Annotated in this window: 16 protein-coding genes; 10 read left to right on the top strand and 6 right to left on the bottom strand. The window is 47.8% G+C overall.

Features of this window, described 5'->3' with window-relative positions; all coding sequences use genetic code 11:
• Positions 1–89: 89 nt before the first annotated feature.
• The 3 genes from AOT11_RS06015 to coaBC all read right to left on the bottom strand — a co-directional run bounded on the left by AOT11_RS06015 (position 90) and on the right by coaBC (position 2,978).
• Positions 90–1,028, bottom strand: a complete 939-nt coding sequence (locus tag AOT11_RS06015) for a Kdo(2)-lipid IV(A) acyltransferase (protein ID WP_017420468.1) — start codon at positions 1,026–1,028, stop codon at positions 90–92.
• Positions 1,029–1,031: 3 nt separating this feature from the next.
• Positions 1,032–1,622, bottom strand: coding sequence for a nucleoid occlusion factor SlmA (gene slmA / locus AOT11_RS06010; protein WP_011078898.1), 591 nt, complete (start codon positions 1,620–1,622; stop codon positions 1,032–1,034).
• 150 nt (positions 1,623–1,772) lie between these two features.
• Positions 1,773–2,978, bottom strand: coding sequence for a bifunctional phosphopantothenoylcysteine decarboxylase/phosphopantothenate--cysteine ligase CoaBC (coaBC, locus tag AOT11_RS06005; protein ID WP_026050276.1), 1,206 nt, complete (start codon positions 2,976–2,978; stop codon positions 1,773–1,775).
• 283 nt (positions 2,979–3,261) lie between these two features.
• Here coaBC and AOT11_RS06000 point away from each other — a divergent pair, with 283 nt between their 5' ends.
• The 7 genes from AOT11_RS06000 to AOT11_RS05970 all read left to right on the top strand — a co-directional run bounded on the left by AOT11_RS06000 (position 3,262) and on the right by AOT11_RS05970 (position 10,109).
• A complete protein-coding gene (locus AOT11_RS06000; RefSeq protein ID WP_038969595.1) occupies positions 3,262–4,929 on the top strand; it encodes a methyl-accepting chemotaxis protein in 1,668 nt (555 codons plus the stop codon).
• A 113-nt stretch (positions 4,930–5,042) separates the two neighbouring features.
• On the top strand, positions 5,043–5,717 hold the full coding sequence (gene radC / locus AOT11_RS05995; RefSeq protein WP_017420465.1) for a RadC family protein: 675 nt from the start codon (positions 5,043–5,045) through the stop codon (positions 5,715–5,717).
• A gap of 311 nt (positions 5,718–6,028) precedes the next feature.
• Entirely contained in the window at positions 6,029–6,265 is a 237-nt protein-coding gene (gene rpmB / locus AOT11_RS05990; RefSeq protein ID WP_011078894.1) for a 50S ribosomal protein L28, read from the top strand.
• A 15-nt stretch (positions 6,266–6,280) separates the two neighbouring features.
• Complete coding sequence (rpmG, locus tag AOT11_RS05985) at positions 6,281–6,451, top strand: 50S ribosomal protein L33 (RefSeq protein ID WP_011078893.1); 171 nt, start codon at positions 6,281–6,283, stop codon at positions 6,449–6,451.
• A 197-nt stretch (positions 6,452–6,648) separates the two neighbouring features.
• On the top strand, positions 6,649–7,146 hold the full coding sequence (locus tag AOT11_RS05980; RefSeq protein WP_017420464.1) for a hypothetical protein: 498 nt from the start codon (positions 6,649–6,651) through the stop codon (positions 7,144–7,146).
• A 29-nt stretch (positions 7,147–7,175) separates the two neighbouring features.
• Complete coding sequence (gene mutM, locus AOT11_RS05975; protein WP_026050278.1) at positions 7,176–7,985, top strand: bifunctional DNA-formamidopyrimidine glycosylase/DNA-(apurinic or apyrimidinic site) lyase; 810 nt, start codon at positions 7,176–7,178, stop codon at positions 7,983–7,985.
• 147 nt (positions 7,986–8,132) lie between these two features.
• On the top strand, positions 8,133–10,109 hold the full coding sequence (locus AOT11_RS05970) for an LTA synthase family protein (RefSeq protein WP_017420462.1): 1,977 nt from the start codon (positions 8,133–8,135) through the stop codon (positions 10,107–10,109).
• Positions 10,110–10,185: 76 nt separating this feature from the next.
• On the opposite strand, the gene coaD is transcribed toward AOT11_RS05970, so the two are convergent.
• Positions 10,186–10,680 carry a pantetheine-phosphate adenylyltransferase gene (gene coaD, locus AOT11_RS05965; protein ID WP_017420461.1) on the bottom strand — a complete coding sequence of 165 codons (495 nt, stop codon included), beginning with the start codon at positions 10,678–10,680 and terminating at the stop codon, positions 10,186–10,188.
• An 86-nt stretch (positions 10,681–10,766) separates the two neighbouring features.
• Here coaD and AOT11_RS05960 point away from each other — a divergent pair, with 86 nt between their 5' ends.
• Positions 10,767–11,801: a glycosyltransferase family 9 protein gene (locus AOT11_RS05960; RefSeq protein ID WP_017420460.1), complete on the top strand. Its 1,035-nt coding sequence runs from the start codon at positions 10,767–10,769 to the stop codon at positions 11,799–11,801.
• On the opposite strand, the gene AOT11_RS05955 is transcribed toward AOT11_RS05960, so the two are convergent.
• A complete protein-coding gene (locus AOT11_RS05955; RefSeq protein ID WP_017420459.1) occupies positions 11,770–12,570 on the bottom strand; it encodes a glycosyltransferase family 2 protein in 801 nt (266 codons plus the stop codon). The two genes, AOT11_RS05960 and AOT11_RS05955, sit on opposite strands and share 32 nt — an antisense overlap.
• The gene (locus AOT11_RS05950) at positions 12,555–13,616 is read right to left on the bottom strand and encodes a glycosyltransferase family 9 protein (protein ID WP_017420458.1); all 1,062 of its coding nucleotides are present in this window, start codon (positions 13,614–13,616) and stop codon (positions 12,555–12,557) included. Before AOT11_RS05950 ends, AOT11_RS05955 begins: the two co-directional genes overlap by 16 nt.
• Positions 13,617–13,717: 101 nt before the next feature.
• Between AOT11_RS05950 and AOT11_RS05945 the strand changes: the two genes are divergently transcribed.
• Both AOT11_RS05945 and AOT11_RS05940 read left to right on the top strand, forming a co-directional pair.
• Positions 13,718–14,110 carry a diacylglycerol kinase gene (locus AOT11_RS05945; RefSeq protein WP_026050279.1) on the top strand — a complete coding sequence of 131 codons (393 nt, stop codon included), beginning with the start codon at positions 13,718–13,720 and terminating at the stop codon, positions 14,108–14,110.
• Positions 14,111–14,113: 3 nt separating this feature from the next.
• Complete coding sequence (locus AOT11_RS05940) at positions 14,114–14,821, top strand: 3-deoxy-D-manno-octulosonic acid kinase (protein ID WP_017420456.1); 708 nt, start codon at positions 14,114–14,116, stop codon at positions 14,819–14,821.
• Positions 14,822–14,863: the final 42 nt, after the last annotated feature.

Below are 14,863 nucleotides of genomic sequence, written 5' to 3'. Positions count from 1 at the left end.
TATCTAGTTATCTAGTTATCTAGTTATCTAGTTATCTAGTTATCTAGGCTTCTAGTCCCTAGTCCCTAGCAACCTAGAATCTATCCTAACTACTTATAACGAATGCCGCGTGGTTGGCTTGGGTCAGCCATGCTCTTAAAGCGTTTGTGCAGCCACATCCATTGATCTAATCCACGCAAAATCACTTTCTCAATCGCTTGGTTCATCACCGTTGCCGCGCCAACAGTGTCTTTACGTGGGAATTGGTCGCTGATATCCGGGTCAATTTCCAGCGTATAGGTTTCGCCTTTGCGGAAGCTAGAAGCGGTGATCACCGCACACTTACTCGCATCGACTAATACGCCTGTGCCTGCCGTTGTACACGCATCGGGTACGGCAAAGAAGGGGACAAATACCGCATGGTTGTTGCCATAATCATGGTCAGGTAAGTACCACAAGCGGCCACCGCCACGGAGAATTTTCAGCATGCCTTTAACGTCTTTGCGATCCACCATTTGGTTGCCACAACGGGTGCGACCCCAAGTTTGAATAAAGTCGTAAGCGGGGTTGTCATGTGGGCGATACACGCCATAACCGGGCGCAAACAATGAAAAGGCACGCGCGGTAATCTCAAGGTTAAGTGAGTGCGTACACACCACCAACACCCCTTTTTTATTGGCATCCAGTTCCATTAGTTCACGGGTGTCACCAAAGACAACATGACGCTTGATGCGCCAATCTGGCCAGAACCATGCGATACCCGTTTCAAATAGCGCTAAGCCAGTGTTTTTGAAGTTTTCAACCACAATGGCCTCGCGCTCTTGCTGGCCCATTTCTGGAAAGGCCAGCTCCAAGTTACGATGAGCGACATGCACACGGCTTTTGGCGAAGCGCATGGAAAATAGCCCAAGGCTACGACCCAGCCAAAGCTGTAATTTGTACGGCAGGATGGTGACGATGACGGCAAGTAGGCCAAAGCCCAGCCAAACTGGCCAGTATTTAGGGTGAAGCAGCGAAATTGAAAACGCAGGTTTTGTTGCAGTTGCCATAAATTACTTAATCTGTGCACTGAGCAATGCCCAGTATTCTTCAAAATTTTCAGTCGGTTGGTATTTAAAATCGGAACGAACGAAGCGATTCAAACTGCCTTCCACTTGGCCCAGTAACTGAGCGGCGAGGATTTTCTCTTCGACAGGGAAGGATTTCCCTTCACGCAATTTGCGCTCACGTAGAATCTGACGCAGCTGAGTTTCAATGCGTTCGAACAGCTGGTTGATGCGATCGCGCAGGCGTTCATTTTCAAACATCAGTGCATGGCCAGACATAATACGCGTTAACCCTGGGTTGCGTTCCGCAAAGGCGAGCAGCAGTTGCAGTACTAAACGAATACGTTCTAGCGTGTCTTTCTCTTCATCTAAGATACGGTTGATACGCGACATCAAGGCTTCTTCAATAAACTCAATCAAACCTTCAAACATACGCGCTTTGCTTGGAAAATGGCGATAAAGTGCCGCTTCTGATACGCCCACCTGTTGTGCCAACTTCGCGGTGGTAATACGCGATGCCCCTTCCGCAGACTCCAACATATGAGCAAGAGCTTGGAGGATCTCTTCACGGCGGTTTGATTTTTTACTGCCTGCCATTGATTAACTTCCTTTTGAATAGACGTTTTTTCGTCTGCGATTATATCAGCATGCCCAGTTCAAGACATCAGGTATCGATCAGGTTTTGTGAGATCGTTTAGCAAAAAGCTGTACGAATAACCTGATCAATAACGGAGGGCGATATGTCGATTAGTGACCCATCAGGGTTTGGATCTGTTTCAAGATCTCCACACTTAATGCCGCTTTGCTGTTGAGTGGCAGGGCTTTCTCTCCCTGTGACCAGTAAAGCGTAATCGCATTGTCGCTGCTGTTGAAGCCTTGCCCTTCAACGGACACGTCGTTCGCGCAGAGCAGATCGAGCTTTTTCTTTTCCAGTTTACGGCGAGCGTACACTTCAACGTCGTTGGTTTCTGCCGCAAAGCCGACCGTAAAAGGACGATTCTCCGTCATGGCGGAGACAGACGCGACGATATCGGGATTCTTCACCATAGTGATGGTCATCTCGTCGCTGTCATCGGTTTTCTTCAGCTTTTGCTCAGCAATCGTGGCTGGGCGGTAATCTGCCACGGCCGCGCAACTGATGAAGATATCGTGATCAGAGGCCTGAGCCATCACGGCGTCATACATTTCTTGGGCACTGTCGACGTTGATGCGGTTGACATTGACAGGGGTTGGCAGAGAAACCGGGCCGCTGATAAGTGTCACATTCGCACCCAACTGCATCGCGGCTTGTGCCAGCGCGTACCCCATTTTGCCTGAGCTGTGGTTGGTAATGTAGCGCACTGGGTCAATCGCTTCACGAGTTGGACCCGCCGTGATCAAAATCGATTTGTCTTGCAACGGTTTTGGCTGGAAGAATTGTTCGCACAATGCGACCAACTGCATCGGCTCTAACATACGGCCTGGGCCGACATCACCACACGCTTGCTCGCCAGCCGCTGGGCCCCAAATTTCCATACCGCGTCGGCTCAAAGTGGCGATGTTCTCTTGGGTTGCGACGTTGCGATACATCTGTTGATTCATCGCTGGAGAGACCGCAACAGGGGCGTCAGTGGCCAACACTAAGGTGGTCAGTAGGTCGTTGCCCATGCCAGCGGCCATGCGAGCAATCAGATCCGCAGTGGCAGGCGCAAGTAAAATTAAATCGGCCCACTTCGCCAGCTCTATGTGGCCCATTGAGGCTTCGGCGGCGGGATCAAGCAAGCTATCCGAGACTGGTCGGCCAGAGACCGCCTGCATGGTGAGCGGGGTAATAAATTCTTTCGCGGCTTTGGTCATCACCACTTGCACCTCTGCGCCTCTTTCTTTAAGACGTCGGGTGAGGTCTGCACATTTGTAGGCCGCAATACCACCACTGATACCCAGTAGAATCTTCTTTCCTGCCAATGTTTGCATTTGATTACTCTCCAAAATAACTGTTGCCGATCCTAACACAAATTGTCTGCTCAGGTGATTGAAAGATAGGCGATTGATAGTGCAAGGTTGGGATCGGATTGTTCACCTGAATAATAGAGAAACGACCAGGGCGGTTTTACTTCTCTAATTGAAGACAAACTCGACAAAGAGATCAGAGAAACAGCACGTTGCTCACAGACATTGACTAAATAGACACCAGATAATGTTTGCGATACACCTCTTAAAAATTAAAACAATCATATGGATAGCGACGGAACTTGTTATGAAGAGTCGGAACAAATTATTGCTGCTAACGTTAATCCCATTAGTGCTGCTGACAGCGATGGTGACAGCGGTTTTCTATTTTAACAGTGTAAAAAGCTTAGACGTTGAACTTAGCGAATATCGAAATGAGTTGATTGAAACGCGCAAAAGCGAGCTAAAAGCCTATTTGATGATGGGCGTCACCGCCATTAAGCCTTTGTATGACGCGGATGTGAATGGCAACAATCAACAACAAGCCAAACAGATTTTGAAAGCAATGCGCTTTGAGAGTGATGGTTACTTTTTTGCTTATGACTCCAAAGGCGTCAACACGCTGCACGCGATAAAGCCGGAGTTGGAGGGTAAAAATCTTTACGGCATGAAAGATGACAATGGTGTTGCGGTGATCGCGGGGCTGATTGACGCTTCACAAAAAGGCGATGGCTTTCTTTATTTCTCTTGGCACAAGCCGACCATCAATGCGCAAGCGCCCAAATTGGGGTATGCGGAATATCTACCAAAATGGGATTGGGTGCTCGGCACGGGGATCTACATTGACGATATCGACACGCAAGTGGCAGAGCATCGTGTACAAAGTATTGCCAGTTTGAATGAGCATACCTTATCGGCGATTGGATTCACGCTGGTGGGGCTATTGATTGCGTGTGGTGTGATCAGCGTGATTGTTTCTCGGGCGATTTTGCCGCTGCAACATATCGCGGCCTCATTGCAAGATGTAGCGGCAGGCGGTGGCGATTTAACCGCTCGTTTGAGTGTCGAAAGCCAAGATGAAGTGGGGGAAGTGGCCAAAGCCTTCAACCAGTTTATGGACAAATTGCATCCTTTGATGGTCGATATTCGTAATTCGGCGCAAACAGTGCAAAGCGCTGCCACTGGGCTGGATCAACAAACTTCGTTGGCCAGTAACCAAATGCAAACGCACTGTTTGGAGACGGATAAAGTAGTAACCGCCGTGACGGAAATGAGCGCCACGGCGAGAGAAGTCGCCAACAATACCCATGCCACGGCGCAGGCAATTGATTCTGCCAATGCGCAGATCTCAGAAGCGCAAGTGGAAGTGAATCACGCGATAGAAGGAATTGGCAAATTGGTTGACGAAGTGAACATTACCTCAGACGCCATTTCTCAGCTTAGCCAACAGACCGATCAAATCACCAAAGTGTTGCAAGTGATAGGCGAAATTGCTGAGCAAACGAACTTACTGGCACTGAATGCCGCCATTGAAGCTGCGCGTGCGGGAGAGCAAGGTCGCGGATTTGCCGTGGTTGCTGATGAAGTTCGTTCATTGGCCAGTCGCACACAAAACAGCACGCTGGAAATTGGCGATATGCTTAAGCAGTTGCAAAATGGGGTGGCCAGAGCGGTCACCACCATGTCTGCCAGTCAAGAGCGTGGTGAGCAAACGGCACTTGAATCTGTGCAGATCAAAGAATCTCTTGCCGGCATCCAGTCGGCGGTGGAAATGATCCGAGATATGGGGATTCAAACGGCATCCGCCGCTGAACAACAGAGCGCGGTCGCTGAGGACATCAACCAAAACCTCGTCACCATTCAGCAAATCGTCAATGAGATTAATCACAACTTACAAGAGTCGGAAACGATCAGTACGCAGCTCAGCACATCAGGCCAAGAAATGCATAAGTTGGTTGGGCATTTTAAGCTCTGATAAAAATCTCAGTTACATAAACCTCTTCTATGAATAGAGAACTGGCATTGTCATTCTGGACTTTGTCAGTTTTCTCGCTGCAATAGGCTCAATATGAACAAGAGTCTATCAGTATGAGCCTAAAAAACCTGCCTAGTGAATCCATGCCAAGGGAAAAGTTGCTTCAGCGTGGGCCTGAGTCTTTGTCCGATGCCGAGTTACTCGCCATCTTTTTAAGAACAGGCACACAAGGAATGAACGTGATTGAACTTGCCGATTTTTTATTGCGAGACTTTGGTTCGCTGAGAAAACTGTTTTCTGCCGATGAACAGAGCTTTTGCCGTCACAAAGGATTGGGGCAGGCAAAATACGTTCAATTACAAGCTGTTTTGGAAATGACGCAACGTTATTTGGCCGAAACATTGCAACGTGGTGATGCGCTTACCAGTCCACAGCATACTAAGCTTTATCTCTCTTCCATGCTGCGCGATCGCCATCGAGAAGCGTTTTATGTATTGTTCCTCGATAATCAAAATCGTGTCATTAAAGATGAGGTGATGTTTGAAGGCACCATCGATGCCGCCTCGGTCTATCCTCGGGAAGTTGTCAAAAGAGCCTTATACTATAATGCCGCCGCTTTAATACTGGCGCACAACCATCCTTCAGGCGTAGCAGAGCCAAGCCAAGCAGATCGGCGAATTACTCGACGTTTGAGTGACGCATTGGGCTTAGTGGATATACGGGTATTGGACCACTTTGTTGTCGGCGATGGAGAGGTAGTGTCATTCGCGGAAAGAGGCTGGATTTGAGTTGATAAAATCATCGCTCTTGACAGGCAAACTTTTTGTTGTTCATAAGTGAGTTTCTGCTACAATCCTCGCCACTCAAAATTTTTAACTTACATTCAGCTTGGACTACTTGAAAACGTGCTGTCTAAAAAAAGATCACGAAAACCTGTAAAAAGGATCTGTTCGGGTCTTGAGCAATGCATGGCAAGTTAGTATAATGCGCGACCTTTGATAGCCTTGTATGGATTTTCCATAATGGTATTTGACCTCTAATTGATGAGGTTCGGCCACCAAGGTTGATATCGAGCTGAAACGATTTGGAGAAGACATTCATGTCCCGAGTATGCCAAGTAACTGGTAAGCGTCCTGCAGTTGGTAACAACCGCTCACACGCACGAAATGCTACTAAGCGTCGTTTTCTGCCGAACCTACAAACTCATCGTTTCTGGGTAGAGAGCGAAAAACGTTTTGTTAAACTACGTCTGACTGCTAAAGGCATGCGCATCATCGATAAGAAAGGCATCGATGTTGTTCTAGCTGATATGCGTGCACGCGGCGAAAACGTTTAATAAGAGGAATTAGCAATGGCTAAGAAAGGCATTCGTGAGAAAATTCGTCTAGTATCTACTGCAAATACTGGTCACTTCTACACAACTGACAAAAACAAGCGCAACATGCCAGGCAAGTTCGAGATCAAAAAATTTGATCCAGTAGTACGCCAGCACGTTGTGTACAAAGAAGCGAAAATCAAGTAATTGATTAAGTCTCTTTGAAGATTGTAGAAAACCCAGCTTTCGAGCTGGGTTTTTTATTTGCTGTTTTTTAAGCTCCTCCTAGAACCTAGAACCTAGAACCTAGAACCTAGAACCTAGAACCTAGAACCTAGAAAACTAGTACCTCGCTTTTCCCTTGGTTGGTATACTTTGTTCAGTTATCAGTCAGGATTGAGAATATGCGGGTTTCACCAAAGCGTCGCCGGAGATGGAATAATATCCTCATCGCTGGCATCACCTTCTTTATTGTGATCATCAATGCCCCGACGTTGATCAAAACCTACTTACTTGACGATCAGAGTTCGACTCAGATTGAAAGTATCAACGGCTATCCTTCTCTATTGAATCCCAATGCTCAGTTACTTGCCATCCAGCTTTCCGATAATAGCTTAGAGTGGCAAAAGGGAGCGTGGGTTAGCACGCGCGAGCTCTCCATTTCTCCGCAAGAGTGGGCGCAGAGATGGCAATCGTTACTCGGGACACAACTGGATGACGCGACGATGCAAAAATTGGCGCCACAATTGATTGAGCCAGAAACCATCGAAGTGTGGTACCAAAATCAGGAAGAGCCACAAAGGATCACGTTTTATCGCCTTGCGGATTTTTGGGTCTTTAAGAATTGGCAAGACCAATGGATTGCCATTTCAGTTTCAACCGATTATTTGTTTCCCTACTAGACATTGAGCACTTTGATCTTGGAGCCAGCATGCCTGAATTGCCAGAAGTGGAAGTAAGCCGAATGGGCATTACGCCGCATTTGCACAATCAAACCATCCAATCACTGACTTTTCGCACCCCAAAACTGCGTTGGGTTATTCCAAGTGAGTTAAAAAAGTTGCAAGGGCAAGTGATTCGTCACATTGGCCGCCGAGCTAAGTATCTGATCATCGAAACCGACGTCGGCAGTGCGATTGTCCATTTAGGCATGTCCGGTTCATTGCGCGTGTTGGACGCTGACTTCCCAGCAGGCAAACACGATCATGTCGATCTCAAACTCTCTAACGGCAAAGTGCTGCGTTACAACGATCCACGTCGCTTTGGTGCTTGGCTTTACGCTGCACCAGGGGAAGAGCATGACGTGTTGGGCAATATTGGCCCAGAGCCGCTAACGGATGCTTTTGATGGACCATACATGGTTGAAAAGGCGCAAGGCAAACGCGTTGCGGTGAAGCAGTTTATTATGGATAACAAAATCGTAGTGGGCGTGGGGAATATTTATGCCAGCGAATCTTTGTTTCGCTCACGCATCCTACCTACCAGAGCGACGATGTCACTCAGTGCCAAGGAGTGGCAATGCTTGGTGAGCCACATCAAGCAAACCTTGCAAACGGCGATTGAGCAAGGTGGCACGACACTGAAAGACTTCTCTCAAGCCGATGGTAAACCGGGTTATTTTGCCCAAGAATTGCAAGTGTATGGAAAAGCGGGAGAAGCGTGTCCGGTTTGTGGGGAAGCGATTCAAGAGCAGAAGATAGGGCAACGCAATACCTTCTTCTGTCCTCACTGTCAGTGCTAATTGACCTAAAACTCGTTGAAAGCTGATATAGAGATGCCAATCGTTCGTGTGTTTGATCACTGCTTTGACACCTAGAATTGAGGTGCAGTTTGCTCTCTATGCTATGATGTGCGCCCCTTAGTGATCACCCGTTAGGTTTTTTAGTCAATGGATTTCCAGCCCAATGCGCACAGAGCGATGCGCATTATTTTCTCTTTAATCGTTGCGTCGTTACTACTGCTTACGGTCTCTCGTGGTCTTTTTCTACTGCTGGCCGCAGATTTCTCTGATCTTACTGGACTCGGCAATGATCTATTCCGAGCTTTTTGGGTCGGGGCGCGTTTTGATGCCAAAATCATTGCGATTGCTTTTGCGCCATTATTTTTAGCCGGACTGGTATTGGCGGCCTTTTCTCGAGGTTTTTCGCTTTGGCAACGTGCTGTTCCCAATTATGCGTTTGTCATTTTCTTTCTGCTTAGTGCTTTTTCCATTGGCAACTATTACTACTACGTCACTTATGGCAACTATATTGATGTGTTTGCGTTTGGCTTGTTCGACGATGATACCGAGGCCGTATTAGAAAATGCTTGGGAAGATTACCCGATCTTGCGTTCCTTCTTTGTTTCGCTTGCAGTGGCATGGTTGAGCCGAGTTGGCGCGCAGTGGCTGGTTGAGCGTTTACAAAAACGCCGTTTTACGTCTCGCCATTGGAGTTATACGACGGCAGTCATTGTGGTGACGATTCTGCTTTATGTGGTAATCGCAAGAGGCTCCATCGGTACCTTGCCACTTAAGCGTTATCACGCCAATGTGTCAGATAACAAGCTACTGAATATCATCACCCCTAATGCTTTTATGGCGCTCGATTGGGCAAAAAGTGACTATAAGAAGCAATCGAAATTTGAGCCTATTTCTGCTCAAGCGGTGGAAGCGCAAATGATGAAAGTGCTTGGACAACCGACGCCTTACTTTGTCACGCCAGAGAATGCCTATCTTGCGGAAAATCCCCCTCATGTGGTGATGGCTTTGATGGAGGGGATGGGCACCAACGTTCTGATTGAAGACGATGCTCAAAGTAACGATTTATTAGGAACATTACGTGAAAGCTTTGAGCAAGATTTTGTTTTCAAAAGCTTTATGGCCGGCACGTCGGCGACGATTGATAGCATCGTCATGATGCTAATGCACAGTGATGTTCCGACGATCAGCCATTCCAGTGCACAGAAAAAACCATTGGCATCCTCTGCCGTATTACCGTACAAGCAGGCCGGTTATCGCGTGGTGTTTATCTACGGCGGTAACGGGATGTGGCGTAACTTGTCCAATTATTTGCCGGTGCAAGGATTTGATCAGGTCTACGATGAAAACAGCATTAAAAACGCCTTTCCTGATGCCGCTAAGCATGCCGATACTTGGGGCGTGCCGGATGAGTTTACCTTCAAGTTTGCTCGAAAAGTACTTGATGATGCCACGCAACCAACGTTGATTTATATCATGACGGTGACTAACCATTCGCCATTTCGCGCCCCGAGCGATTATCAGGCAAAGCCTGTTAAAGCAAGTGAGCGATTAAAAACCTTGCTGGGTCCTATGGAAAAAGAAGCGGATGACTTGCTGCAGGCCTACCAATACGCGAATGATTCTCTCGGTCAGTTTGTTCAAGGTGTGAAGCAATCTCCATTGGCTGAGAAAACCGTCATTGCGGCCTCTGGCGATCATCGCGTGCGTTACCTCGCCATCGATGAAGAGGCGGAATTCGGCTTGACCTTCGGGGTGCCTTTCTATCTCTATGTGCCGGAAAGCATCCTACAGAATGTGGAACATCAATACGATCCAAGTCGTATCGGTTCTCATCGCGATATTTTTCCTACGCTCTACCATTTGAGTTTATCCGCGCAGCAGTACGTCTCTCTTGGTGGGGAAAATATGCTTTCAACTCACGGCGTGAGTAATATCGGTTTTAATGCGTCTCGAGTGATCACAGAGCTGGGGGCATATAGCACCTCGAAGCCTGAGCGACTTTACCCATGGGGAGAAGGGCTCTATTCGCAAGAAACAACCATTGCGAACCCTCAGCCTGAATGGGCTGCGGATTACCGTAAGTTGATGAATGACTATTTACGTTTGCAGGTCACGCAACCATAGCATTTTCAGCCCACGCAGCAATAAAAAAGAAAAACCCGCTGTCAGGTGCTTCCTCGGGCGGGTTTGGTTTTATTTTTCACACTTTTTTCTTTTGATGTAGTGCTTCTGCCACCGCGGTGGGAACGAATTGCGTTACATCGCCGCCATGAATGGCCACTTCACGTACGATGGTGGAAGAGATAAAAGCATGCTCTTCCGAAGGGGTGAGAAAGACGCTTTCAAGCCCTGGCAGCAATCGACGATACATATTGGTTAAGCCAAACTCGTATTCAAAGTCGACGGTGGTGCGCAGGCCGCGAATTAAGACATTGGCATCAACATCACGAGCAAAATCGACCATTAAACCACTAAAGCCTTGCGTTGTGACGTTATCAAGGTGATGGGTAACTTGTTGGGCGAAATCGACACGTTCTTCGAGGGTAAACATGGTGTTCTTACTCGGACTGGCCGCCACGGCGATGATCACCTCATCAAACATTTTTGCCGCACGCTCGATTAGATCGAGGTGGCCATTAGTAATTGGATCAAAAGTGCCTGGGTAGACAACTCTGGAAAGGGCTTTTTTCGACACGTTGGAATACTCTTCAGCTCAAAATGTCTACATGCTATCAATATGCATGTATCATGACGACATAAAAATCAAACGGCAGCAGAACAATGAAAAAAATACTGGTTATCCGGAATGATAAAATCGGCGACTTTATGCTTGCGTGGCCAAGTTTCGCTATGCTCAAGCAATCGATGCCAGAGGCGCACATTACCGCTTTAGTGCCGAGTTATACGCAAGAGTTAGCGCGACTTTGCCCATGGATTGACGATGTATTGTTGGACCCAACGGAAAAAGCCGGCAAAGAAGCCACGAAGCAGTTGGTTCAGGAGATCAAGTCACGTCAGTTTGATGCCTCAATCAACTTGTTTTCCACAACGTATAATGCGTTACTCGTGTGGAAAGCGGGCATTAAGTATCGCTTGGCACCTGCAACAAAAATCGCACAGATTTTTTATAACCGTAGAATTAAGCAGAAACGTTCGCAATCCGCCAAACCAGAGTATCAGTACAATCTTGACCTGATTCGTGCTTTCTTGAAAGAGCAAAACCTCTCGGCCGTTGAGCCGCAAGCGCCTTTTCTTTTGTTTGATGAAACCGAATTGAGTGTGCAGAAACTCAAGCTCAGTGAACAGCTCAGTATTGAAGCGCATAAGCCTTGGGTGATGGTGCATGCCGGCACGGGGGGCTCAGCCAATAACCTGACATTGGCACAATATGCTGAGTTGCTAAAAGGAATCGAGCAAGATTTTCAATTGATTGTCACGGCGGGGCCGGGGGAAACGGAAAAAGCACAACAGCTATTGAAAGAATACGCTCAGTTAGGTGGCCAAGGGGTGGTGTATGACAAGAATGAAGGCCTTGTCGATTTTACGCGCTCTATTGCCTGCGCTGATCTATTCATTGCTGGCTCAACAGGACCATTGCATATTGCGGCAACCTTGGATGTTCCAACTGTCGGATTTTTCCCAAGCAAGCGTTCTTCAACGCCATTGCGCTGGAAACCACTCAACTCAGAAGGACGCCATCTGGCGTTTTGCCCACCAAAAGGTGGCGGTGAAGCAATGGAAGCGGATATGAGCCGCATCGACATTGATGCGGCGCTGGTGCAGCTTAATCCTTGGGTTTCTCCGTACTTGTCCTGATCCACAAGTCCGCGTACTTCACCAATGTGGAGTGCGCGGAAAGCAGCGACAGTAGAAAGCCTTGCTTACCATCCAAAAAGCCCGCTTTGACAATGTACATTTTGACAAAGCACGCAATGGCATGCAGTACGCCTTGAGAGATACTGCTCTTTTTCCCTCGCTTCTCACGTTGCTCTGCCCATGCTTTGGCATAACCAGCAGACTTCACCAAATAATGGTGCAAGTCGTAGTAAGTGTAGTGGATGGCATCCCCTTGTAACTCTTTCACTTTCATTGCTTTGGTGATTTCCACCTTCTCATGCACCAGCGCATCGTCGTATTGAGTCAACTTGGTGGGGTAGAGACGCACCACACGATCGGGATACCAACCACAGTGACGGATATAACGACCAAATACCCAGCTTAGGCGACACATGCTGTAAAGGGTATTCGCTTCATTCGATTGTACCGCTTGTTGAATGCTCAATTTCAGCTCAGGCGTGACGCGTTCATCGGCATCCAGCCAAAGCACATAATCGGATTCAACATACTGCTGAGCAAGGCGGCGTTGTGGACCAAAACCGGGCCATTCTTTGTTAATAAAGAATTTGTCGGTGTAGCGTCTGGCAACGGCTTCGGTTTCGTCGCTGCTGCCTGAATCCAAAATAACGATTTCATCGACCCAACCTTCGACCGTTTTTAAGCAGGCATCCAAGTTCGCGGCTTCATTTTTGACAATCAGAGCCACGGCGAGCGTTGGCTTGTTTGCCTTATTTATTGATTCAGACATGCTGATTCCTTTTTCGTGATGTGGTCAAAGGTGCGAATCACATCGCTGACCGAGATTGCTTGCATAATATGATCGCCTTTAACACGAGTGCTCCAAGGCAGTGTTTCAGCCGCTTTGCCGTGTTGTTCGACAATAAACTGCTCATAGACGCTCACCACCTCGTTGAGGTTATTGTATGGTCCGGTGCGTTTTGGGTTGCTGTGTCCATAAAGGCCAATGACCGGTGTGCCTTGAGTCGTGGCAATGTGTGCGGGGCCAGAGTCGGGCGCCAGCACCACGGCAGCCTTGTTTAATACTGCGGTGAGTTGTTTTAGATTGGTTTTACCCACTAAATTCAGCGCGGGGTGCTGCATGTGGCGCACGATATCGGCAGCCAAGTTTTTTTCGCGTTCAGCGGGAGAGCCACAAATGGCCACTTGGTAGCCTTGTTCATAAGCGTAATCACCTAATGCGGCGTAGCGGTACGCCAACCAGTTACGCTCATCCTTACTGGCTGCCGGCGAAATGACAAGAGTCGGTTGGTCACCGAGGGTCTCTTGGGCAAAGTGATGATCAGCATCGCTGATGGGCAATTGCCATTGAGGAGGCGTTCGGGGCACACCCAAATATTCGATAAACGAGTAGAAACTGTCTAAGACGTGCGCAGATTCTGTATCGGAGATCTTGCGATTGGTGAACAGCCATTGCCCTTCTTTTGCACGTTTAAAGTTAAAGCCAACCTTATACGTGGCTTTGATGCCAAGAGTGACTATGCTTGCTCTTAGGGCGAGTTGCATATGAACAAGCGCATCAAAACGATGCCCTTCCAACTGGCGCCAAACGGCTTTCATGCCATCGAGCCCCTGTTTTTTATCAAAAACGATCAGCTCAACGCCTTCTAAACCTTGTAGCAGTTGCGCTTCGACTTTGCCAATCACCCAGGTCACTTTGGTGGAAGGCCAGTGGCGTTGTAGCGCCTGAACGGCAGCGACCGCATGGCAAACATCACCAATGGCGGACAAACGGAGGAAACAGACGGAGTTTGGGGCTTGTTCAAAAAGCGGCATAAGTTCTGCTCAAAAAAATATCTGGCTAAATTATGCAGATACCCAAGATAAATGTAAAATACCCCTCTTTCATTGATGGCAACGATAAGGCATTCCTTTCTATGACTCAGCCCAACATAGGCAAGCCAGGTAATACTGGTATTAAGCGCATAATAAAAGCCACAGGCTACTCGATTCAGGGCTTGAAAGCGGCATTTAAGCATGAGGCTGCGGTTCGTCAGGAGTTTGCTTTGCTCGTCGTTGCGATTGTGCTAGCGACTTGGCTTGATGTATCGATGCTTGAACGTATCACGTTGCTTGCGGTGGTTGTGCTGGTGCTGATTGTTGAATTAATGAATTCAGCGGTGGAAGCGGTGGTGGATCGCATCGGGGTGGAGCATCACGAACTCAGTGGCCGAGCTAAAGATATTGGCTCTGCGGCGGTGTTGGTAGCGTTGATTTTCGCCGGTTTTACATGGCTTTATATCGTGGGTAGTCATTATTATTGGTGGTAAAGCATGATTGAACAACAGCAGTTTGGTCAACGTCGCATTTGTTACGACAGCGAATGGGTGAGTTCGCCAGAGCTGGCTTTATTTGACCCGCAGTATTGGCAAGTACAAAACAAAGTGGTGGGAAGTGCCACCGGGCGCGGCACCACGTGGTTTGTGCAACTGCCCAAGATCACAGCAGCGCTGCGTCACTATCGTCGCGGCGGACTGTTCGGCAAGCTGGTGAAAGATCACTATTGGTTTCGAAGCTGGTCTGCAACTCGCAGTTTCGCGGAATTTCATCTGCTTAAGCAATTACGCGAAGCTGGGGTCAATGTACCGAGACCAATTGCAGCTTATGCAGTGAGAAAAGGGCTTTTTTACCAAGCGGATTTGCTGAGTGAACGCATTGCCAATGCGCAAGATTTAGTGACCATACTGCAAAAACAGCCACTGAGTGCGGAGCTTTACCAAAAAATCGGTGTCGAAATTGCGAAAATGCATCGCGTTGGTGTCAATCATACCGATCTTAATATTCACAATATTCTGATTGATGCGCAGGAAACGATCTGGATTATCGATTTTGATAAATGCTATCCGCAAGCCGGGGAGGGCTGGAAAAAAGGGAATTTAGATCGACTCAAACGCTCATTTAACAAAGAGCGAGTGAAGCGAAGTATTCACTGGCACGACGAAGATTTTCAAGCCTTACTGACAGGCTATGAAAGTCAGTAATAATCACTATTTTCGTAAATAGACACAAGTCTCAGGAAGTTA

This window comes from Vibrio vulnificus NBRC 15645 = ATCC 27562 (assembly GCF_002224265.1).
GTDB classification, from domain to species: domain Bacteria; phylum Pseudomonadota; class Gammaproteobacteria; order Enterobacterales; family Vibrionaceae; genus Vibrio; species Vibrio vulnificus.
This window is presented reverse-complemented; position numbering and strand designations above follow the sequence as displayed.